Origin of the sequence: Citrifermentans bemidjiense Bem (assembly GCF_000020725.1) — a bacterium.
Taxonomy (GTDB): Bacteria; Desulfobacterota; Desulfuromonadia; order Geobacterales; family Geobacteraceae; genus Geomonas; species Geomonas bemidjiensis.
On record NC_011146.1, the window covers coordinates 95671 to 117875 of the forward strand.

The window sequence follows — 22205 nt, forward strand, 5'->3', positions numbered from 1 at the left end:
TTTCCCCACCCCCTAACCCCCTCCCGCAAGGGGAGGGGGGACCAAGAGCGGTTTTCCCCGGTATTTTCTCTCTCGTTCCCAAGCTCCAGCTTGGGAACGCCCTTAGCAATCTCTTCCTCAAGTTCCCATTAGAAATGCCGAAACAGGAAAAAGCACCGGACATCAGGTGGCTAGCTGGGGAGAACTACATGGAAAATTTAAAATCGGGGCGGGTCGTCCTCGTGGACGACGACCCATACGTGCTGGAGAGCGTGGCACTGCTCCTTTCGGTAAGCGGATTCGAGGTCACCTCGTTTTCCAACGGCCACGAGGCGCTGCAGCTGCTGCGCCGGTCGCCGCCGGACGTGGTGCTCACTGACGTCAACATGCCGCAGATGTCGGGCATCGAACTCCTGGAGCAGATCCACGACTTCGACCGCGACATCCCGGTCATCCTGATGACGGCCTATGCCGAGCTGGAGATGGCCGTTTCCGCCATCAAGAAAGGCGCCTTCGACTTCATCATCAAGCCTTTCAAGACTCCATACCTGATCTACGCCGTGGAGAAGGGGATCAACTATCAGCGCCTGGTCCTGATGGAGAAAAATTACAAGGCGGAGCTGGAACAAAAGGTACAGGACCGGACCCGCGAGCTGGGCGCAGCGCTGGTGCAGATGCGGAATATGAGCCGCGAGACCATCGAGAGGCTGACGGCAGCGGCCGAACTCAGGGACGAGGACACCGGCAGGCACATCTCGCGCATCGGTCTCTACGCCAAGAGGCTTGCCGAGCAGCTGCAAATGCCCGCGGATTTCGCTGAGGGGATCGGCATGGCTGCGCCGATGCACGACGTCGGCAAGATCGGCATACCCGACGCGATACTTTTGAAGGCGGGGCCGCTCAACGGTGAGGAATTCGGCGTCATGAAGAGCCATACCGAGATCGGCGGCAGGATACTCGCCGGCTCGACTCACATGGTGCTGCAGATGGCGGCCTCCATCGCCCTTACCCACCACGAGCGCTGGGACGGCAGCGGCTACCCCCACGGCCTCGCCGGAGAAAAGATCCCCGTGGAGGGGCGCATCGTCATGCTTGTGGACCAGTACGACGCCCTCAGAAGCAAGCGCGTCTACAAGCCCACCTTCGAACACGGAAAGACGGTCCGCATCATCACCGAAGGGGACGGCAGAACCATGCCGGAGCATTTCGACCCGGAGATACTGCGCGCCTTCGTTACGGCGGCACACGACTTCGAGGCCATCTACGAGAACCATAGCGATTAGCGGGGAACCAGACGAAACATGTCCAGGTGCAGCCTGAAAATAAAGATGAGCTTGGTCGTCTTCCTGCTGATTGGTACGGTGAGCTCGTGCGTTGCCGGCCTGGGACTGCTGTTTTTCATGCGGGAGTTCAAGGAGACCGTCGCCGCGCGGCAGTTCGCGGTGGTGAGCGCCATGGCGGGCGAGCTCGATGAAAAGATCCTGGCGGCGCAGCGCGAGCTGGTCGCGGTGGCGATGAGCATCCCGCCGGCCACGGGGAGAGATGCCGCGGCCATGCAGAGTTTCCTCGACCAACGCCTCGATCTGCACCAGGTGTTCAGCGACGGCACGGCTTTCTTCAGCGCCGACGGAAGGCTCGTAGCCTTCTCCCCGGGGCAGACCCCCGACATAGGCGACAATTTTTCCAAGCTCGATTTTTTGGCCGCCACGCTCAGATCCGGGAAGGCGCTGATTTCCGAACCTTTCCCGTCGCAGCGAAGGCGCGGGCATCAGGTGGTGATGTTCACCGTCCCGGTGCTGGGGGGGGGGGGGAGGATGATCGGAGTCCTGGGAGGACGCGTGGATCTTATGGAAGAAAACTTCCTGAGCCGCGTGGCGCACCTGAACCTCCAGGACGGCGGGGAATTCTTCCTCTTCAATCGGCAAAGGCAGATAGTCGCGCACCGCAATCATGACAAGATCGGCAAGCCCATGCCGGCGAAGGGAATGCGGGAGCTTTTGGACCGGGCCATCGACGGATACCAGGGGAGCGGCGAGATGGATAACCCTGCCGGGTCGCCCTCGATCTACTCCTTCAAGAGGCTTCCCGCGCGCGGCTGGATATTGGCGGCGGAACGCCCCCTCTCCGAGGCGTACGCACCGATCTACCGCGCGCAGAAACTGGCGATCTTTAGCCTCGCTTTGCTGCTTCCTTTGGCCCTGATCACCGTTTGGCTCTTCGTCGGCCGCCTCACCGCGCCCTTGCAACTCTTCGCCGGGCGGGTGCGCGAGATAGGGGGGGATGCCGGCAAGTACCTCCCGGTACTGGTGAATAACAACGACGAGATCGGCGACCTGGCCCAGGCCTTCAACGCCATGATGCAGGAACTGGTGATCAACAAGCGGTCGCTGGAAAGCGAGAAGGGGTTTGCCGTGCAGCTCTTGCAGCACTCGGCGGTCCCCTGTTTCGTCATCGACGCCGAGCACCGGGTGATCATCTGGAACAGCGCCATGGAGGAGCTGACCGGCGTCGCCGCAGGGGCGCAGCTGGGGCAGATCGAACCTTGGCGCGCCTTCTACGACGAGCCGCGCCGCGTTCTGGCCGACATCGTGGTGGCGGGAACACTGTACGAGATGGCGGATCTCTATTGCTGCTACGCGGATTCCCCTCTCATCCCCGAAGGGCTGCGGGCCGAGGGGTGGTACCGGCTCAAAGGGAAGCAGAGATACCTGGCCTTCGAGGCGGCTCCCATCCGGGACGCCGAGGGGAGGCTGATCGCCGCCATCCAGACCATGCAGGACATGACGCTTCGGGCCAACAACGAGGAGCAGTTGAGGGGGATGGTGGCGGCCATAGGGGAGAGCGAGGAGCGGTTCCGGCGCCTGGTGGAGCTTTCGCTGGACGGGATCGCCATCCTGGTCGGGCGCCGCTTCGTTTTCGTCAACCCGGCGGGGTGCGAGATGCTGGGGTACCGCTCAAGCGACGAGCTGTTGGGGAAGGAGATGCGCGAATTCATCCAGCGGGATTCAGAGCAGCAGTTCCTGGAGCAGGCAACCTGCGCCGAGGAAACCGGCACCACCGCCCCCTGGATAGAGGAGCGGCTGTTGCGCCACGACCGGACCGCCGTGGAGGTGGAACTGGGGGTGGGTCCGTTCGTTTTCCGCGGTGAAAACGCGCTGCAGGTCATCTTCAGGGATATCACCGAGAGAAAGCTCGCCAAAGCGAGGCTGGAGACCCTGGCCCACTACGACTCGCTGACCTCGCTCCCCAACCGGGTGCTCTTCTTCGACCGGCTGCGCCACGCTGTATTCGAGGCGAAGCGCTACCAGCACCCGATGGCGCTCATGTTCCTGGATCTGGACAGCTTCAAGCAGGTGAACGACCGGCTGGGGCATGCGGCAGGGGACGCGGTGCTGGTGGAGGCGGGGTACCGGCTTAGGGAGTGCGTGCGGGCCTGCGACATGGTGGCCCGCATGGGCGGGGACGAGTTCACCATCATCCTCACCAAGATGGCGGACCGGCGGGACGCGTCCCTGGTGGCCGAGAGGGTGCTAGAGGCGTTCGCCCTCCCCTTCCTGGTGGAAGGGGAAAGCGCACAGGTGGGGGTGAGTATCGGGATCTGCGTCTATCCCGACTGCGACGCCGATCTGGACGGGATGGTGCGCTACGCGGACTACGCCATGTACCAGGCCAAGCAGGACGGCAAGAACGTCTACCGCTTCCACTTGGGAGGCTAGCCGCTAAGAGGCGCCTGCGGGGCGATGGCGGCTAGCGCCTGAGCGCCTCCACGGCCGCCTCGTCGAGAGCATTCACCGTCTTCAGCTCCGTTTCGCTGCCGTCGCGCAAAATGCTCAGGGTGGCCGCGCAACCGGGTTCCGCCTTGGTGTAGCGCAAAAGTATCTGCCCCGCCTTTTCCAAAAGGTGATCGGTAGTTTCCCCCATGACCGCGGCAAGCGGACTCATCCCCTCGACCCAGCGCAGGGTTGCCTCGCCGGGCTGAACGGCCCGTTCCAGGAGTTCGTTCTCCCCTTCGTTGCGGCCAAGGACCACCTTGGTCCGGGGCCCGATCCTGAAGTGCCGCCCGAGCTTGAGGAGCCGGAAGTCCCTCATGTTGAGCTCGTCCGAGTGGTCGAAGACGTCGCGAATCTTGCCGACGAAGGAGGGCTCGGTCAAGAGGCAGCCGCCGGCGGGGCAGGGGTAGTTCTTCACGTCCAACTCGGCCGCGAGCTCGAACTGCTCCTTCCTGGATCTCCCCTGGATGGAGAGGAGCTTCTCGCGGTCGACCCACCCTTCCTGCTCCGGGATGGTGGGCTGGAAGTGCTTAGCCGAGAGGGGGCGCAAAAGGAGCCCTTCGAGGCCGCTCTCTTTCTCGATGATGCGCAGGGTGTCGCGGCGCTGGCTCATGGGGCGCTGTCCCAGAACCTCTCCGGTGAAGACGAAATCGGCGCCCGACTCCAGCATGTATTCCTTGGCCTTTTTCAAGAGGAAGATGCGGCAGTCGATGCAGGGGTTCATCCCTTTGCCGTGGCCGTGCTTGGGGTTTCTGACTACCTCGAGGTAGTCCGCCCCCTTGTGCATCACCTTGATGGGGATCTTGAACTCTTCCGCCACACGGACCGCCTCCGACTTGCAGCCGGCGTTCTTTCCGGTGCAGGTGCAAAAAGGGGAGGTGAAGTTGAGGGCCTCGACGGCGATCCCCTGGTCGAGGAGGACCTTGACCGCGAGGGTGGAATCGAGTCCGCCCGACAAAAGGGCTATGGCTTTTCTCTGCATGTAAACTCCTGAAAATCAATTGACAATTGACGATTGACAATTGACAACGATGTTAGGCCGACTGATGAAGCGGCGGCGGCGAAGAAACGGTGAATCAATTGACAATTGACAATTGACGATTGACAACGGGTTAGGCCGAGTCGCAGACGACGGCGACGAAGAAACGGTGAATCAATTGACAATTGACGATTGACAATTGACAACGGGTTAGACCGAGTCGCAGCAGCGACGGCGATTAAACTATCCAGTACTGACAACGCGGCTGGAGATGAAGCAGTCGACGCGTCACAGAAGCGGCGGCGGACTTCGCAGCATGCATTGTCAATTGTCAATTGTCAATCGTCAATTGGTTTTAAGACGGGCAGTTACTGGCAACGCGGCTGGAAATTCGAGGGGGAAGAGGGTCAGCGTTCAGTTCCGCTTTTTCAAAATGTTATCCGAGTTTGAGGCTCCATTGTATATGGCGACTGCCGCTACGAGTCTTCGCAGCATGCCATTGTCAATTGTCAATTGTCAATTGCTTTTGAGCTTGTCCGTTGTCAATTGTCAATTGTTTTAGAAAGTGTTTTCAGGTACATTTCCCAGGCACCGCCATCTGCAGCATCTGGAGGTAGGCAATGAACGGGCTTGTCAAAGAAGGATCCATCGGCGAGATCCTTTTCAAATCGCAGATCATCACGGAGCAGGAACTGAGCGCGGCGCTCGAAGAGCAGAAGGTCTCGGGGTGCCGGGTGGGCGAGGCGCTGGTCCGTCTGGGGGTGGTTGCCCAGGAGGATATCGACTGGGCGCTCGCCAACCAGCTGAACATCCCCTATGTGCGGCTCAAGAAGGAAAACATCGATCCCGCCGCGGTGGCGAAGGTCCCGGGACAACTGGCCCGGCGCTACAGCCTCTGCCCCATCTTCCTTTCCGGCAGCGAACTCTCCATCGCCATGGCGGACCCCCTGAACAAGGAGGCGGTCGAAGAGATCACCCGGGTGACCGGCTGCCAGATCAGCATCTCGGTGGGGCTCATCCGCGAGATCCGCGAGATGCACGACGCCATGTACGGCCCGGACCAGAACCTCCCGGAACTGGGATTCAGCTCCGGGCACTTCCCCGCCAAGGTCCTCTCCGCCATCAACGCCGACCTTTCCGGCGCCATGCTCCTCAACCACCTTCTCTTGCGCGTGGTACAGAAGAAGTTCGCCTCGGTAGCACTCCAGCCGCTGGGGGACCAGGTGCGGGTGCTGGCGCGCGGCGAAGGTAGGACGTCCGAGTTAGGCAAGCTCTCCGCGACCCACTACGGGCGGCTCACCGAGCGCATCCGCCGCCTCTCAGGCATCGGCGGCGCCGAGGAGAACCCCTCCAGCGGCATCTTGACCTTCATCTGGCAGGGGAAAAGGATCCCGTTCCAGACCCTGGTGATGCCCGGCAACGGAGGGGATTACCTCACCTTGAAGCTCCACGTCGGCGCGCCGAAAATCTCGGAGCTGGACGACCTCGGTGTCTCCGCCGGGAAACGCGCGGACCTGAAGGCGCTCTGCTCGGAAAAGGAGGGGCTGGTCCTCTTCACCGGGCGCGACCCGGAAGAGCGGAGCCGGCTCATCGACCTGTTCCTGGATGCCTGCGATCACGCCGACCGCACCGTCATTTTGGTGGGGGAAAGGCTTGGTCGCGGCAGGGACCGCTGGCCGCGGCTGCCGGCGGGAAGATGCGGCGCGGACGATACCGCAAAGGTGGTGTCGGCGGCCCTGGAGCATGACCCGGACACCCTGGTGATCGAGGACGTCACGGAACTTGCCTCCTTCATAGCGGCGAGCAAGGCGGTGATGCGGGGGAAGCTGGTGGTGGCGGGGATGTCCCAGGGGAACAAGGGGGCGGTGTTGAAGCAGCTCCTGTACCTCTCCCAGAAGAACTTCCTGATACCGACCCACCTGAAAGGGGTGGTTTCCTTGAAGTGCGTGCTGCTCCTTTGCCCGGAGTGCAAGAAGCAGTACACGCCTGCCGCAGACGAGCTGGCGGCCTTGCGGCTTAAGGCGACGGCGCCGGAGTATTTCCGCCCGACCGGCTGTCCCTCCTGCGACCAGACAGGCTATAGCGGTAAGAAATACCTCCTGGACGTGATCCGGTTCGACCAGGGGCTCCTGGAGGCGTTCGAGGTGATCCGCGATTCCGACGAGATCATCCGCCACCTCAAAGACAACGGCTACCGGGGCATCGGCGAAGAAGGGGCCGAGCTCCTGGAGCGGGGAGAAATATCCCCGGGCGAGTACGTCGCTTCCATACTACTGTAACGGAGAAGAGACATGGCAAGGATTGACGCACTGTTCAAGCTGTTGCACGAGGCCGGGGCCTCCGACCTGCACCTTTCCGCCGGATCCCCGCCGATCTTCCGTTTGCGCGGCGAGATGGAGCGGCAGAACTTCAAGTCGCTCGGGCACGAGGAGCTGAAGGCGCTCCTTTACGAGATCCTGACCCCGAAGCAGCGCGAGACCTTCGAGGAGAAGCACGACCTCGACTTCGCCTACTCGGTACCGGGCCTGGCGCGCTTCCGCGGCAACTTCATGATGCAGCACCGTGGGATCGCGGCGGTGTTCCGCATCATTCCGACCAAGATACTTTCTGCCGACGAGCTGGGGCTTCCGGAAGGGATCCGCAATCTGACCAAGCTCAGGAAGGGGCTGGTGCTGGTCACCGGTCCCACGGGGAGCGGCAAGTCCACGACGCTCGCCGCCATGATAGACCTGATCAACATCACCAGGAGGGAGCACATCCTGACGCTGGAGGACCCGCTGGAGTTCATCCACGAAAACAAGATGTCCCTTTTCAACCAGCGCCAGATTGGCGAGCACTCCGAGAGCTTCGCCAGCGCGCTGAGGGCGGCGCTAAGGGAAGACCCGGACGTGATCCTGGTGGGCGAGATGCGGGACCTCGAGACCATCGCCCTCGCCATGAGCGCCGCTGAGACGGGGCACCTGGTGTTCGGCACCCTGCACACCAGTTCCGCCGCGAAGACCGTGGACAGGATCATCGACGTCTTCCCCAAGGACGGGCAGGAGCAGGTGCGCGCCATCCTTTCTGAGTCGCTCCGGGGGGTGGTCTGCCAGCAGCTGTTGAAGACCGCCGACGGCAAGGGGAGGGCGGCCGCGCAGGAGATCATGGTCTGGAACGCCGCCATCGGGAACCTGATCCGGGAAGGTAAGACCTTCCAGATCCCCTCCATCATGCAGACCGGCAGAAAGGATGGGATGCAGCTCATGGACCAGCACATCCTCGACCTGTTGAAGACCAAGAAAATCGCACCCGAGGAGGCGTACCGCTGCTGCACTGACAAGAGGCAGTTCGAGCAGTACCTCCCGAACAAGCCGGCGGAGCAGTAGCCGGTGCGTTTCCCCGTTTCGCCGCTGATCGCGGGCGTGCATCCGCCTCCCATCTCGGAGGTGAAGAGTTGGATCGCCGGCGCCCCCGCCGGGCTTCCCCTCATCGATCTCTGCCAGGCCATACCCGACTACCCCCCGCCGCGGGAGCTCACCGACCACCTGGCGGAAGTGATGCTCGACCCGCACACCTCGCGCTACAGCATCGACGAGGGGCTTCCCGAGGTGCGGGAGGCGATCTGCGGCGGTTACCGCGAGCTCTACGGCGCCTGCATCGATCCCTCCCAGCTCATCCTCACCATCGGCGCCAGCCAGGCCTTCTGGCTCGCCATGGTGACGCTCTGCCGTGCCGGGGACGAGGTCATCGTCCAGCTCCCCGCCTACTTCGACCACCCGATGGCGCTCGAGGTGCTCGGCATCCGTTGCGTCTACGCCCCGTTCGAGGAGGCGAGGGGCGGGCTCCCCAGTGTCGCCGCCATAGCCTCCCTGATCACGGAGAAGACCCGCGCCATCCTGCTGGTCACTCCCAGTAACCCCACCGGCGCCGTGATATCGCCCGAGACCGTGCGCGAACTGCACCGCCTCGCCGTCTCCCGCGACATCGCCCTGGTGCTGGACGAGACCTACAACAGCTTCATCACGGGGGGCGTCCGTCCCCACGACCTGTTCCAGGAGCCGAACTGGGGAGACCACTTCGTCCATATCGCCTCCTTCGGCAAGACCTTTGCGCTCACCGGCTACCGCGCCGGGATGCTGGCCGCGTCTGAGGAATTCATCCGCCACGCGCTGAAGGCGCAGGACACCATGGCGGTATGCCAGCCGCGCGTCGCACAGCACGCGGTGAAGTACGGCTTCGAGCGCCTTTCGGGATGGGTCGCCGAGAACCGGGTCATGATGGAGAGAAGGCACGAGGTGTTCCGTGCCGAATTCGAGAAGCCCGGCAACGCCTTTAAGCTGGTGGCGAGCGGACCCTTCTTCGGCTGGGTGCGGCATCCGCTGCCGAAAGCCACGGGGAGAGAGGTCGCCAGGCGCCTGGTGGAGGAAGCGGGGATCCTGCTGCTGCCGGGGGAGGTGTTCGGGCCGGGGCTGGAGGGGTATCTGAGGCTCGCCTTCGGCAACATCAGGGAGGAGACCATACCCGAGGCGGTGGCGCGGTTCAGGGAATTCAATCCGTAAAAAAATTGGCAAGGAGAACATCTTAGGCGTTCTGAGAGACCTTGAAAGAAAAGGGGACAGGCTACTTTTTGATTCGAAAAAGTAGCCTGTCCCCCTTTTGAAGGAGAACATCTGAAGACTCCAGAAAGCACCTGTAATTACAGAGAAAACCTCACACGGAAGACCATTAGCCACGGGGATAATGTGAAAAGACGCGGAAACACTGAGAAAAACTGAAGCATCGACTAAAAGGGGACAGGCTACTTTTCCATCTGAAAAAGTAGCCTGTCCCCTTTTTTTTAAATGGCTTCCTGCATGAAGTCGATGAGGCCGTCGTTCACTTCCTCGGCATGGGTCCAGTTGAGGCCGTGGGGGGCTCCGGCTACCACTATCAACCGGCTCCCCTCGACGGCCTCATGGGTTCTGCTGCCGGTCGCGGCAAAGGGAAGGATGCGGTCGTCGTCACCGTGCATCACCAGGGTCGGGATGCGAATCCGCACCAAGTCGTCCCTGAAGTCGGTAAGCCAGGAGTCGACACAGGCCAGGGTCCCTATCGGCGAGGCGGCCGCGGCTATGCTCCAGGAGAGCCGCAGCAGCTCCTCGCTCACCTTCTTGCCGCCAAAGGCATGCACGTTGTAGAAATTGGACAGGAAGCTGGTCAGAAAGGATGGACGGTCGGCCCTGATGGCCTGCTTGATCTCCTCGAAAATACCGGCATCGAGCCCCGCCGCATTGTCCGCGGCCTTGCGCAAAAAGGGGGTCACCGCGGCCATGAAGACCGCCTTTTGCACCCGCTCGGTCCCGTACCGCCCCAGGTAGTGCGCCACTTCTCCTCCACCCATCGAAAAACCGACCAGCACCGCTTTCCTCAGGTCGAGCCGGGTCATCAGCGCATGCAGGTCGTCCGCGAGGGTGTCGTAGTCATAGCCGGAGCCGGGCCTGCTCGACTGGCCGAACCCGCGCCGGTCGTAGGCGATGACCCGGAAACCGGCCTTCAGCAGCGCGGGGACCTGCCTCTCCCACGACCTGCTGCTGAGCGGCCAGCCGTGGATCAGCACCACCGGCTGCCCCTCTCCCATGTCTTCGTAATAGAGATCGATGTTGCAGGAGTTTTCCTTTCCCACCGTGATGTAGTTCATTGTGCATCTCCTCTTTTAGCCTCTGTTTTCAGGCGGTCATCGCGCCGCAAGCCGCGGCGCAAGTGTTCAAATACTGCATTTTCCTGCCAAGTCAATTGCACCTTAAAGGTGGAAACCCGCTCTGGCGCCGCCACGAAAGGGTGCGAAAAATCTTCCAGCTGCGAAAAAAAACCGCTGGACCGCAGAAGACTGTAAACAGGACCGTCATAATCCTTTTCCCCCGGCGCCCTGCGCAAAAAGGGCAGGCCTCCCTGTCCCGCCCAACCCTCCCTCTAAAGTGCAACTTGCCGGAATCACGTCAAAAACTATTTAAACGAGAAACTGGCATAGTCCCTGTAATACAAATTGGCAACGGAATCAGAAAGAGGCTCCCGCCAAGGGGGTTGCTTGACTGGTTGTCACACCAGACTCCAACGAATTAAGGGGGTAACTGTTATGAAGCGGATCATCACTATGGCAGCAGGGTTTTTAGTCGCGCTATCCCTGGCCGCAACGGCGTACGCCGCTCCAAAGGGAGCGAACGCCCGCAAGAGCTCGCCTGGGATAGAGAACTCGAAAAAGGTGATGCAGTACCGAATGCAGCGGGAAAAGAAGATGGAGGACGTGAGGAAGAAAGCGCAGCTCAAAAAGCAGCAGGCCAAGGCCGGAAAATAGCGGCCCAATTTTGCAATTGAACTCGGTAATTTCCGTAGGCAATGGAGGACACTATGAACAGGCTGACGAAAACGCTAATGGCAGGCCTGGCTATGCTGGTGATGACTTTGGGCATTTACCCGCAGACCGCGCAGGCGATTGACGAAACGAAGGTCCCGCATTACTACGGACCGTATCCGAACTGGGCGCTCAGCCCGCTTCCTTTCAAGAACCTATCGACCGGCGTCGTCACGGGCGGCATCAAGAAATTCGTGAACCGGCTGCCGGGGCTCGGCGAGGCCAACGCCAACGACCTGGGGAACTTCCTCCCGGTGGCGGTCCCCGACACCACCACCTACGCCGATGCGGACTATTACGAGATCGGCCTGGTGCAGTACCGGCAGCAGATGCACTCCGACCTCCCGCCGACGCTTCTGCGCGGCTATGTGCAGCTCTCCACGGCGGTAGTCCCCGGCGGGCAGGTCCCGCTGACGAACGCCACCGTTGACGGCTCCCCCGACGTACCCATCATCGGCTACACCGGCGTCACCAAACCGAGCTACCTGGGCCCGGTCATCGTTGCCAAGAAGGACCGCCCGGTACGCATCGTCTTCCGCAACCTGCTTCCGAACGGCGCCGGCGGCGACCTATTCCTGCCGGTCGATTCCACCATGATGGGCTCCGGCATGGGGCCGATGGGGATGACCGCCCCGGTGGACGGGAAAAGCGTGACCGACATGGTGCGTAACCCGTTGTGCACCGACAACCCGAAATCCGACATGTGCTTCAAGGACAACAGGGCTACCCTGCATCTGCACGGCGGCGTGACCCCGTGGATCAGCGACGGCACCCCGCACCAATGGATCACCCCCAAGGATGAGATGACTGCCTGGCCCAAAGGGGTCAGCGTGAAGAACGTCCCCGACATGCCCGATCCCGGCCCTGGCGCCATGACCTTCTTCTACACCAACCAGCAAAGCGCCAGGCTCATGTTCTACCACGACCACGCCTGGGGTATCACCCGCCTGAACGTCTATGCAGGGCAGGCCGCAGGCTACATCATCGAGGACAGCACCGAGCAGGCGCTTTTGGACAAGGGGGTCATCCCCGGTGCAACTGACACCATCCCGCTCATCATCCAGGACCGCACCTTCGTCCCCCCCGGCGACAAGACGACCCGCACCGGGCAGCTCTATGAATCGGACCCGACCTGGGACGCAAACCGCTGGGGCGGCTTCGGCAACCTCTGGTACCACCACGTCTACATGCCGGCGCAAAACCCTTCGGATCCGTCAGGCATGAGCGCCTTCGGCCGCTGGATGTACGGCCCCTGGTTCTGGCCGCCGGCAACGCCCAAGTATCCGCCGATCCCGAACCCGCGCTACAACATGGACCCGGCTACGGCCTTCACCACGCCTTTGGCGAAACCGTGCCTCTTGAGCGACCCGACCTCCTGGCAGTACCAGACCGACCCGTTCTGCGAGCCTGAGCTGATCCCCGGCACCCCGAACATCTCGGTGGGTATGGAACAGTTCAACGACACCCCGGTGGTTAACGGCACCGTATACCCCTACACCACGGTCGATCCGAAGGCGTACCGCTTGCGCATCCTGAACGCTGCCAACGACCGTTTCTTAAACCTGCAGCTCTACGTGGCGGACACCACGGGTACCGAAGTTGCGCTCAAGGCCGCGGAGTTAGCGGCTGCTCAACTTGATCCGAACGTCTTCCCGACCCCGGACACCGCCCTCTCCCCGAAAGGTCCGGATTGGATCCAGATAGGGAGCGAAGGGGGCTTCCTGCCGGCACCGGCGGTGATCCCGCCGCAGCCGATCACCTGGATCATCGATCCGACCAGGTTCGACTTCGGTAACGTGGACCAGCACTCCCTCGCCCTGGCGCCTGCCGAGCGGGCCGACGTCATCGTCGACTTCTCCAAGTACGCCGGGCAGACCCTGATCCTCTACAACGACGCTCCGGCTGCGTACCCGGCCAGGGTGGCCAGCTACGACTACTACACCGGCGCCCCCGACCTTTCTCCCAACGGCGCCCCCGGCGTCCTCCCGGGCTACGGCCCGAACACGAGGACGGTGATGCAGATCAAGGTCAACCCGCTCGTGGATCCGACCGTTCCCGCGCCTACCTTCAACCTGGCGGCGCTGCAGCAGGCCTTCACGCACCAGCTTGACGGGACCCCGAGCGCCTTCGAGACCGGGCAGCATCCGATTATCGTGGGGCAGGCCGCCTACAACTCCGCTTACGGCACCAAATTCGCGGCTTCAAGCTGGTGCAACGCCCCGGGTAGCACCAACCAGCTTTGCGACGGCTTCGCACGCATCTCGGACCAGGGGGGCGATCTCTTCGGCTTCAACACCCTGCTGAACCAGGGCGGCAAACTCCAGATCCCGCTGCAACCGAAGGCGCTCCATGACGAGATGAACGCAGTCGCCTTCGACGAATTCGGCAGGATGACCGCCAACATCGGCGTCGAGGCCGTACCGGCTGCACCGGGCGCCCAGAACGTAGTCCTCTACCCGTACGTGAACCCGCCGACCGAGCTGATCGACGGCACCAACCTCCCGAAGGGCGACCTGAACATAACCCCGATCACGACCGCCGACGGGACCCAGATCTGGAAAATCACCCATAACGGCGTAGACACGCACCCGATCCACTTCCACCTCTACGACGTGCAGGTACTGAACCGGGTGACCTGGGACAACATCATCATCCCGCCGGACGCAAACGAGCTGGGGTGGAAGGACACCGTCCGCGTCAGCCCGCTTGAGGACACCATCGTGGCGCTGAGGCCGATCGTACCGTCGCTCCCCTTCGAGATCCCGAACAGCGTCAGGCTCCTCAACCCGATGATGCCTGCCGGTGACACCAGCATGTTCGAGCCGACCGACGTCTCCGGCAACCCGACCAACGCCATCATCAACCAGCTGGTCAACTTCGGTTGGGAGTACGTTTACCATTGCCACATCCTGAGCCACGAGGAGATGGACATGATGCGGCCGGTATCGCTGGCGCTGCCGCCCAAGGCCGCCGACGGGCTCACCTTCGCCATCAACGGCAACGGGAACAAGGCGAAACTGACCCTTAACTGGAACGACAATTCCATCACCGAGACCGCCTTCGTGGTGCAGAAAACCACCGACGGCACTACCTGGACCAACGTCGGCACCATAGCCACTCCGCTCGACGCGGTGAACAGCACCGGACCGAAGAGCCTCGTCGACCCGGCCGCGTACAACCCGAACGTTGTCGCCAAGTACCAGGTCGTGGCGCAGAACACCGTTGGTTACGGCGGCCAGATGCCGAGCCTGACCGTCACCTCGGTATCCGCTCCGCTTCTGACCGGCACCGTGCCGGCCGCACCGACCGCACTCACCGCCACCCTGCAGGCAGGACCGCAGGTAACCCTTAGCTTCACCGACAACGCCCTGACCGAGATCGGCTTTGTGGTCGAGCGCTCCGACAACGGCGGCGCCTTCGTCCAGATCGCCAAACTTGCGGCACGCGCCAACACCGGCGCCGTGACCTATGTCGACAAAACCGTGGCAGCCGCAGCAACCGACACCACCTACGTCTACCGCGTGGCGGCCATCAACGCCGCCGGCCTCTCCGGCTACGCGGTGACCGCACCGCTGCTCCTTCCGGCCCTGCCCGCCGCACCGGCAGGTCTCACCGCAGTAAACGGCCCCAACGGCACCGGCAACAACAGGACCGTGATCCTGAATTGGCAGGATCTTTCCAGCAACGAGACCGGCTTCTCCGTTCAGCGCGCCACCAACGCCACCTTCACCACCGGCGTGAGCAACACCACGGTGGGGGCAGGGGTGACCACGCTGACCCAGGCCGGCCTGGCACGGAACACCAACTACTATTACAGGGTCCGCGCCAACAACGGGAGCATCGTCTCTTCCGCATGGGTAGCCGCAACTCCTTCGCCCATACTGACCAACCCGTAACCTCAACCCAAGCCCCGGGAGGACGAGTTTCCTCCCGGGCAACTCTCCAGGCAAAAAGAAGAGGCCCCCCGGCTGTAGCCGGAGGGCCTCTTCTTTTTGTTGCCGCTCAAATGGCGATGAGTTCGAGAAATACCAGCAGGTCTATCTCGCCGTGGCGACCGCAGGGTTCAGGTCGCACCCGGTCTCGATGGGGAGGCTAGCATCCTTGGACCAGCCGATCCAGGAGCTGTCGTAGTTGTGCAGCTTGTTCAGCGGGTAGCCAAGCAGGTAAAAGGTGAACATCGCCTGGGTGGAGCGCACTCCAGACTGGCAGAAGAAATACTGATCTTTCTTGCCGTCCACACCCAGCTTTTTCAAAATCGCCTGCGCCTCGGCCGCAGTGAGCCACTCGCCTGCGTTCTCCTTCTTCTTGAAGATCGCCCAGTCGCTATGCTTGCCCCAGGGGATGCGCCCTTTCCGGTAAGCCCCTTTCTTCAACTCCTCGCCGCAGTACTCCTTGCGGTCGCGGTTATCCCAGAGTTGTCCCTTGGCCGGGTCTTTCAGCGCGAGGATCTCCGGGGTCTCCACCCTGCTGCGCGGCAGGGCGACCTTGGCCACGAAGGCCCCGGCCCTGGCTGCATCCGGCGCCAGGATCGCCGTGTCGTAACCGGCGTCCTTCCAGGCCTTGATCCCGCCGTCAAGCACCCTCACGTCACCTTTGCCGTAGTACAGGAAGGCCCACCAGAGGCGCGTCGCGTCGTACTTGGTGTCGTAGACTACGACCTTGGAATCCTTGTTGATGCCGAGCTCCTGCGCCAGCTTGGTGAAACCTGCTGCGTCGATCAGGTTGCCCGTCACCCCGTTTTGCGTCGCCGCGGGGGCCTCGTAGGCAGGGCGGTCCACCTGGAACGATCCAGGTATGTGGCCGAGGCGGTATTCGACGTCATTCTCCGCCGCGATGATCACCAGTTTCTTGTCCTTCGCGTCGATGAGCTGCTTCAGCTCCTTTGCCGTGATCAGGGCGGAGCCGCGCGCATATCCCTTGTATCCCTGCTGTTGTTTCGCCCAGGACGTCCCCGCCAGGCTGATTATCAGCGCCAGAACGGAAAGGAGCCGTACCAGATGTTTGCCTGCCATTGCCTACCTCCATGCTAAAGTTACGTAAAAGTTGGTAGGCGGTTTATACTATTGAAATGGTCAACTTGGCAAGAGCTTTTTAAACTGTTTTGGTAGGGTTTAGTGTCCGGGCCTTTTTGACCGAAAAAGATAGGAATCAGAAGCCGTCTGATGCGGAGACGGAGAATCGTAGAGGAGAAAAAAAAGTGCCAGCTGCGGATCGCAACTGGCACTTTCGTGTCTATTATCCTTCTGGTTTTCTGGCTGTTTATTCGACGGTGACGCTTTTCGCCAGGTTTCTCGGCTGGTCGACGTCGGTCCCCTTGAGGACCGCTACGTGGTAAGCCAGAAGCTGCATGGGGATGGAGAGGATCAACGGGCTTACGTTGCAGCCGTCTTCGGGAATCTCCAGCGCCACCTCGACCTTGTCTTTTACTTCCTGGTCACCCTCGCTGCAGACGGCGATGACGCGACCGCCGCGGGCGATGACTTCTTCCATATTGGAAAAGACCTTGTCGTAGTTGGGACCCTTGGGGACCAGCACTACTACGGGCATGTGCTCGTCGATGAGCGCGATGGGACCGTGCTTCATCTCGCCGGCGGCGTACCCCTCGGCGTGGATGTAGGAGATCTCCTTCAATTTCAGCGCGCCTTCTAGGGCGATGGGGTAGTTCATGCCGCGCCCCAGATAGAGGAAGTCGCGCGCCTGCAGGTAGTTCCTGGCAACCTTCTCGACCTGCTCGTTCAGCTTCAGCGCCTCTTCCATCAGGGCCGGAACCCGGACCACGGCGGCGATGAGATCCCTCCCCTCTTCCAGGCTCATGACCTCGCGGGAGCGACCGAGACGGATGGTGAAGAGGTAGAGGGCGATCAGCTGGGTTACGAAGGCCTTGGTGGAGGCGACGCCGATCTCAGGACCGGCGTGGGTGTAGATGACGCCGTCGGCCTCGCGGGCGATGGAGGAGTCGACCACGTTGCAGATGGCGACGCACTTGCCGCCGCGGCGTTTGGACTCGCGCATGGCGGCCAGGGTGTCGGCGGTCTCGCCGGACTGGGAGATCAGCATCACCAGGGTATTTTCGTCGACGACGGGGTTTCTGTAGCGGAACTCGGAGGCGATGTCGACTTCGACCGGGACCCGGCAGTGCTCTTCGATCAGGAACTTGCCGACGAGTGCGGCGTGCCACGAGGTGCCGCAGGCGATGATGCAGATGCGGTTGATCCCTTTGAGTGCTGCGTCATTGAGGGAGAGGTCTTCGAGATAGACGTCACCTTGCTCTTCCCTAAGCCTCCCGGCGATGGTGTCCCTCACGGCGCGGGGCTGCTCGAAGATCTCCTTGAGCATGAAATGTTTGTAGCCGCCCTTCTCGGCCATGTGCGCGGACCAGTCGATGTGGCGCGGCACCTTGTTGAGCACGCCCCCTGCGACGTTGCTGAAGGTGGCACTCCCCCCCTTGAAGACGACCATCTCGCCGTCTTCCATGAAGATCATGGAGCGGGTGTGGGAAAGGATGGCCGGGATGTCGGAGGCGACGTAGAACTCGCCGTCGCCGATCCCCACTACCATCGGGGAGCCGAGCTTGGCGGCGATCATCTCGTCGGGGTCGTTCTCGCTCACGATGCAGATGGCGTAGGCCCCTTTCAATACGGCCAGGGCCTCGCGCACTGCCTGCTCGAAACTGTCGCAACTCTTCAGGCGCTGGTCGATCAGGTGGGAGATTACTTCGGTGTCGGTCTCGCTCTTGAATACGTGCCCCTGCCCTTTCAGCTCCTCGCGCAGCTGCAGGTAGTTCTCGATGATGCCGTTATGCACCACCACGATGGGGCCCGCCTGGTGCGGGTGTGCGTTGATTTCGGAGGGGCGGCCGTGGGTGGCCCAGCGGGTGTGGCCTATGCCGACGGTCCCGGTCACCGGGCTCGCCGCCAGGAGCTTTTCCAGGTTGGAGAGCTTCCCTTCGCTGCGCCTGATGCTTGCCTTGCCGTCGCTGATGGTGCAGATGCCGGCGGAATCGTAACCGCGGTATTCCAGTCTCCTCAGCCCTTCAATGATGATCGAGGTGGCTTCCTGCCTCCCGGTGAATCCTACGATGCCGCACATTTTGACTCCGTGTTTCGCTAATTAAGTTCGCGGTCTGCCGCCAAAGACGTTACAGATTACCATCTTGGGCAGGGTAGTTACAGTTTTATTTTTTCCTCAGCATATACCCTTCCTTGTTCACCTGGGGCGAGCGGGCGATGGCGAGCGAGTCGGCAGGGATGTCCTTGGTGACGGTGGTCCCGGCCGCGATCAGGGAGTTCCTCCCCACGGTGACCGGCGCCACCAGCTGCACGTCGCTCCCCACGAAGACGCCGTCCTCGATCACGGTCTTGTGCTTTTTCACCCCGTCGTAGTTGCAGGTGATGGTGCCGCAGCCGATGTTCACGTCCCGCCCGATGGTGGCGTCCCCCAGGTAGGTGAGATGGGAGGCCTTGGACCCCTCTCCCATGAAGGTCTTCTTGGTCTCGACGAAGTTGCCGATCTTGACGTGGGCGGAGAGTTCGGTCCCGGCACGCAGGTGCGCCATGGGGCCTATGGCCGCCTCGGGCCCGACCTTGGAGTCCTCCAGCACGCTTCCCGCCTTGACTACGACGTCGTCGGCTATGCTGCAGTTCTGGATGAGCGACCCCTGGCCGATGACGCAGCGCTCGCCGATCACGGTGTTCCCTTCGATGGTGGCTCCCGGGTAGACCACGCTGTCGCGCCCGATGCGGACGCCGCGGTCGATGTAGACCGTCTCGGGATCGATCATGGTGACGCCGGAGAGCATCAGTTCGCGGTTGATCCGTCCCCGAAGCACCCGTGCCGCCTCGGCCATCTGGGCCCGGTCGTTGACGCCGCTGATCTCCCGCGGGTCGGCGACCTTGTAGCTCAGGCAGCTGAGCCCATGCTGTGCCGCCTGCCGCACTACATCGGTGAGATAGTACTCGCCCTGGGCGTTGTCGTTCTTGATGGTGGCTATCGCCTTTTCCAGGAAGGCGCGGTCAATGCAGTAGACCCCGGCGTTCACCTCATCTATCAGGCGCTCCTTTTCAGTCGCGTCCTTCTCCTCGGTGATGGCGCTGACCTTTCCGGTTGCGTCCTTCACGATCCTGCCGTAGCCGAAGGGGTTCCCCAGGGTCGCGGTCATCACGGTGATGCAGGCCTTTGTCTCACGATGCGCCTTGAGCATTCCCGCGAGGCTTTGGGCCTCAAGAAGCGGGGTGTCGCCGCAGAGAATCAGCACCGTGTCCGCGCCGGGGTCGAGCTCGGTCATGGCGCAGCGTACCGCGTGCCCGGTCCCGAGTTGCTCGGACTGCAGGGCGAAGCTCACCTCCCCCCGGCCGGCGAAAAGTTCGCGCACCTTCTCCTGCTGATGGCCGACCACCAGCACGCAGCGCTCCACGCCTGAAGCAAATGCGGCGGCGACGGGCCATTGGATCATCGGCACGCCGGCCACCAGGTGCATCACCTTGACCAAGTCGGACTTCATCCTGGTCCCCATGCCTGCTGCCAGTACGATCGCAGATATCTTGTTACCCATATAGGTCCCCTCCACCACGAAATTGCTCTTTTTTAACAATATTGACCCACCCAGTCAAGCTGTTTCCCCTGGCTGACAGTAGCTACAACCCCCGCTTTTTCTCATTTACACGATTGTAACTTATCGTTATAGTCGGTTTTGGAGGTTTCATGGGGATTCAAGATGATATAGCGCGTTTGGAAGTCGATCTGCGCGAGCTCATCATCAAGTACGAGCAGTACTTCTTCGGCATTGAGAAGAGGGAACCGCTGAGACTCCTTGATACAGTCGAGCGCGCAGTGAGGCGGTACCAGAACGTGAGCATTCCCAACACGAGCCAGAGATTCAAGTACGAGTCGCTGGTATCCACGCTGAGCGTGCACAAGCAGAAGTGGACCCGCACCAACCGCCTCATCGAGGAGGGGAAGTTCCAGCGGGACCGCTTCCGGATGTCGCTGCACCAAAAGGACACCCCCAAAGAACCGACCGTCGCAGCCCCCACCACGAAGAGTACCAACGACTCCCAGCTGGAAAACGTGTACCAGCAGTACATCGACGCCCGCCGGGCCTGCAACCTGCCGGTGGAGAACGTCACCCGTGAAAAAGTCGCCGAGGCGATCAGCCGCCAGAAACCCGCCCTGATGGAAAAGTACCGCTGCAAGGACGTCGACTTCGTCGTCGTCATCGAAGGGGGGAAACCCTCCCTGAAGGCCCGCCCGAAAAATTCATGAACATTACGCTCATAGCCATACATCCGGAGCGCTCGCCGCAGGCGGTGCCGCTTGCCTGCGCCTTTCTCAAGGAGGCACTTCTTGCCGATGCATCTTTGCGCGGGAAGGTAGAGGCCGAGGTCCTGGAATTTTTCCAGGGCGACGACCCGGCGCGCTGCGCCGAAAGCATCGCCCAAGCAAAGCCTCAGTTGGTCGCCTTCTCGGTCTACGTCTGGAGCCGCGAGAGCGCCATCGAGACGGCGCGCGAGCTCCGGTCCCGGGTCCCGGGGGTGGTGATCTGCGCCGGGGGTGCGGAACCCACGGCGAACCCGGCGGGCCTTCTGGAGACCGGCCTCTTCGACTTCCTGGTGCGCGGCGAGGGGGAGGGGTCTTTCCTGCAGGCGGTAAAGCTCCTGGCTCAGGGAGCGATGCCGCAAGGGGTGCCGGGCGTGGTCCTGCCGGGTGAGGCGCCAGGAGCGCTCCCTGCCCCGCTCGACCTGGAACAGATCCCTTCTCCTTACCTTTCCGGACAGCTCGACCCCACCGTCCCCGGCGGCGCCCTCTGGCAGCTCTCCCGCGGCTGCGACTTCGCCTGCGCCTTCTGCTACGACCACAAGGGAAACGGCGGGGTGCGGCGCTTCGCGCTCAAGCGGATCGAGGCGGAGCTGCGACTGTTCGCGCGCCTTCAGGTCCCCCAGGTGTTCGTGCTGGACTCGACCTTCAACAAGGTGCCGCAACGGGCCAAGGAGATCCTGCGCCTGATCAGGAAGCTGGCGCCCGGGGTGCACTTCCACTTCGAGGTGCGCAGCGAGTTCATCGACGCGGAGATGGCCGAGCTCTTCGCCTCCATCACCTGCTCCCTGCAGATCGGCCTGCAAAGCGCGGATCCGGCGGTCTTACGTGGGGTGGGGCGCGGCTTTGACCGCGACGACTTCGTCATGCGCGCTTCCCTTTTAAATCGCACCGGCGCCATCTTCGGCTTCGACCTCATCTACGGCCTTCCCGGCGACAGCCTGAAGCTCTTCCGCTCCTCGCTCGATTTCGCCCTCTCGCTCTACCCGAACCACCTGGACATCTTCCCGCTCGCCGTGCTTCCCGGCACCCGGCTCAACGGCAAGGCGGATGCGCTGGGACTGGAGCACCTGAAGGTCCCCCCCTATACGGTCCTCTCCACCCCGACCTTTTCCGCCAAGGAGCTGAAAGAGGCGTCCGCTCTGGCGGCGGCCTGCGATGTCTTCTACAGCCGCGGCAAGGCGGTGGCCTGGTTCAACGCGGTCGCCTGCTCGCTGAAGCTCTCCCCGAGCGCCTTCCTGGCCGGCTTCGCGCATCTTCTGGGCGAACGGGGGGGAGAAAGGGGAAAAGGAGATCGCGGAAGGGGAGATCTGGGGGCTGCAGCGGCAGTTCCTGACCGCTCTTTTCCAGCAGAAGAAGAAGGCGCGCCTGCTCCCCCTGGCGCTGGACCTCGCCGACTACCACCACTACTATGCTGAGGCGCTGCTCGCGGCGCCGGTCACGCCTGCCCGCAAGCCGCGCAACTCCGAGCTGCTGCAGACGCCTCTCGTTCTCTCCGCGGCCGCCACGCTCGCGAGTTTCAATTACGAGATCCTCGACATCCTGGAAGCGGGCGAGTTTGACCTTGGCGAGTTCGCCGGCTGCTTCGAGGCTGCCGGCTCCTGCGCCATCATCTACCCCGCCCAGGGCGAAGTGGCCACCGAGTCGATATCACCTGAATACTTCGAGCTGCTGCGCTCCTTGGACGGCAAGCGCGGCGCCGGCGACATCTGCAAAAAGCTCGGACTCCCCCTCCCGGACGCGCTTCCCTTCCTTGAGTTCCTGGTCACCGAAGGGGTCGCCTCCTTCAGCCGGTGAA

The 22205-nt window shown here is 62.3% G+C and carries 16 protein-coding genes; 10 read left to right on the forward strand and 6 right to left on the reverse strand.

The features are described from left to right. Nucleotides 1–188: 188 nt before the first annotated feature. Together GBEM_RS00395 and GBEM_RS00400 are read left to right on the forward strand one after the other, a co-directional pair. Nucleotides 189–1262: a response regulator gene (locus GBEM_RS00395; RefSeq protein WP_012528520.1), complete on the forward strand. Its 1074-nt coding sequence runs from the start codon at nucleotides 189–191 to the stop codon at nucleotides 1260–1262. Nucleotides 1263–1280: 18 nt separating this feature from the next. Further along, entirely contained in the window at nucleotides 1281–3695 is a 2415-nt protein-coding gene (locus tag GBEM_RS00400; protein WP_012528521.1) for a sensor domain-containing diguanylate cyclase, read from the forward strand. Between the two features lie 31 nt (nucleotides 3696–3726). Here the strand turns inward: GBEM_RS00400 and GBEM_RS00405 are convergent, their stop codons facing one another. Then, entirely contained in the window at nucleotides 3727–4731 is a 1005-nt protein-coding gene (locus GBEM_RS00405; protein WP_012528522.1) for a hypothetical protein, read from the reverse strand. A 617-nt stretch (nucleotides 4732–5348) separates the two neighbouring features. Between GBEM_RS00405 and GBEM_RS00410 the strand changes: the two genes are divergently transcribed. From GBEM_RS00410 to GBEM_RS00420, 3 genes are read left to right on the forward strand one after another with little or no spacing between them, the layout of a single operon-like run. After that, nucleotides 5349–7007, forward strand: a complete 1659-nt coding sequence (locus GBEM_RS00410; RefSeq protein WP_012528523.1) for an ATPase, T2SS/T4P/T4SS family — start codon at nucleotides 5349–5351, stop codon at nucleotides 7005–7007. A gap of 12 nt (nucleotides 7008–7019) precedes the next feature. Further along, complete coding sequence (locus GBEM_RS00415; protein ID WP_012528524.1) at nucleotides 7020–8093, forward strand: type IV pilus twitching motility protein PilT; 1074 nt, start codon at nucleotides 7020–7022, stop codon at nucleotides 8091–8093. A 3-nt stretch (nucleotides 8094–8096) separates the two neighbouring features. Further along, the gene (locus GBEM_RS00420; RefSeq protein WP_012528525.1) at nucleotides 8097–9266 is read left to right on the forward strand and encodes an aminotransferase; all 1170 of its coding nucleotides are present in this window, start codon (nucleotides 8097–8099) and stop codon (nucleotides 9264–9266) included. A 278-nt stretch (nucleotides 9267–9544) separates the two neighbouring features. Here the strand turns inward: GBEM_RS00420 and GBEM_RS00425 are convergent, their stop codons facing one another. Both GBEM_RS00425 and GBEM_RS21115 read right to left on the reverse strand, forming a co-directional pair. After that, nucleotides 9545–10384, reverse strand: coding sequence for an alpha/beta fold hydrolase (locus tag GBEM_RS00425; protein ID WP_012528526.1), 840 nt, complete (start codon nucleotides 10382–10384; stop codon nucleotides 9545–9547). After that, entirely contained in the window at nucleotides 10381–10620 is a 240-nt protein-coding gene (locus GBEM_RS21115; protein WP_148212880.1) for a hypothetical protein, read from the reverse strand. The genes GBEM_RS00425 and GBEM_RS21115 overlap by 4 nt, the downstream gene beginning before the upstream one ends. A gap of 199 nt (nucleotides 10621–10819) precedes the next feature. Here GBEM_RS21115 and GBEM_RS00430 point away from each other — a divergent pair, with 199 nt between their 5' ends. Then, nucleotides 10820–11038 (forward strand): hypothetical protein, encoded by a 219-nt coding sequence (locus GBEM_RS00430; RefSeq protein WP_012528527.1) that lies wholly within the window; start codon nucleotides 10820–10822, stop codon nucleotides 11036–11038. Nucleotides 11039–11091: 53 nt separating this feature from the next. After that, the gene (locus tag GBEM_RS00435) at nucleotides 11092–14991 is read left to right on the forward strand and encodes a multicopper oxidase domain-containing protein (protein WP_012528528.1); all 3900 of its coding nucleotides are present in this window, start codon (nucleotides 11092–11094) and stop codon (nucleotides 14989–14991) included. 141 nt (nucleotides 14992–15132) lie between these two features. Here GBEM_RS00435 and GBEM_RS00440 read toward each other — a convergent pair whose 3' ends face one another. The 3 genes from GBEM_RS00440 to glmU all read right to left on the reverse strand — a co-directional run bounded on the left by GBEM_RS00440 (nucleotide 15133) and on the right by glmU (nucleotide 19646). Then, the gene (locus GBEM_RS00440; protein WP_012528529.1) at nucleotides 15133–16107 is read right to left on the reverse strand and encodes a sulfurtransferase; all 975 of its coding nucleotides are present in this window, start codon (nucleotides 16105–16107) and stop codon (nucleotides 15133–15135) included. 247 nt (nucleotides 16108–16354) lie between these two features. Next, on the reverse strand, nucleotides 16355–18184 hold the full coding sequence (gene glmS / locus GBEM_RS00445) for a glutamine--fructose-6-phosphate transaminase (isomerizing) (protein WP_012528530.1): 1830 nt from the start codon (nucleotides 18182–18184) through the stop codon (nucleotides 16355–16357). 85 nt (nucleotides 18185–18269) lie between these two features. Beyond that, nucleotides 18270–19646, reverse strand: a complete 1377-nt coding sequence (glmU, locus tag GBEM_RS00450) for a bifunctional UDP-N-acetylglucosamine diphosphorylase/glucosamine-1-phosphate N-acetyltransferase GlmU (RefSeq protein WP_012528531.1) — start codon at nucleotides 19644–19646, stop codon at nucleotides 18270–18272. 149 nt (nucleotides 19647–19795) lie between these two features. Here glmU and GBEM_RS00455 point away from each other — a divergent pair, with 149 nt between their 5' ends. From GBEM_RS00455 to GBEM_RS21640, 3 genes are all read left to right on the forward strand, one after another. Next, complete coding sequence (locus GBEM_RS00455) at nucleotides 19796–20356, forward strand: MXAN_5187 C-terminal domain-containing protein (RefSeq protein ID WP_012528532.1); 561 nt, start codon at nucleotides 19796–19798, stop codon at nucleotides 20354–20356. Further along, nucleotides 20353–21825, forward strand: coding sequence for a B12-binding domain-containing radical SAM protein (locus GBEM_RS00460; RefSeq protein ID WP_226373906.1), 1473 nt, complete (start codon nucleotides 20353–20355; stop codon nucleotides 21823–21825). The genes GBEM_RS00455 and GBEM_RS00460 overlap by 4 nt, the downstream gene beginning before the upstream one ends. Before the next feature lie 214 nt (nucleotides 21826–22039). Further along, the gene (locus GBEM_RS21640) at nucleotides 22040–22204 is read left to right on the forward strand and encodes a hypothetical protein (RefSeq protein ID WP_226373907.1); all 165 of its coding nucleotides are present in this window, start codon (nucleotides 22040–22042) and stop codon (nucleotides 22202–22204) included. Nucleotide 22205 lies beyond the last annotated feature (1 nt).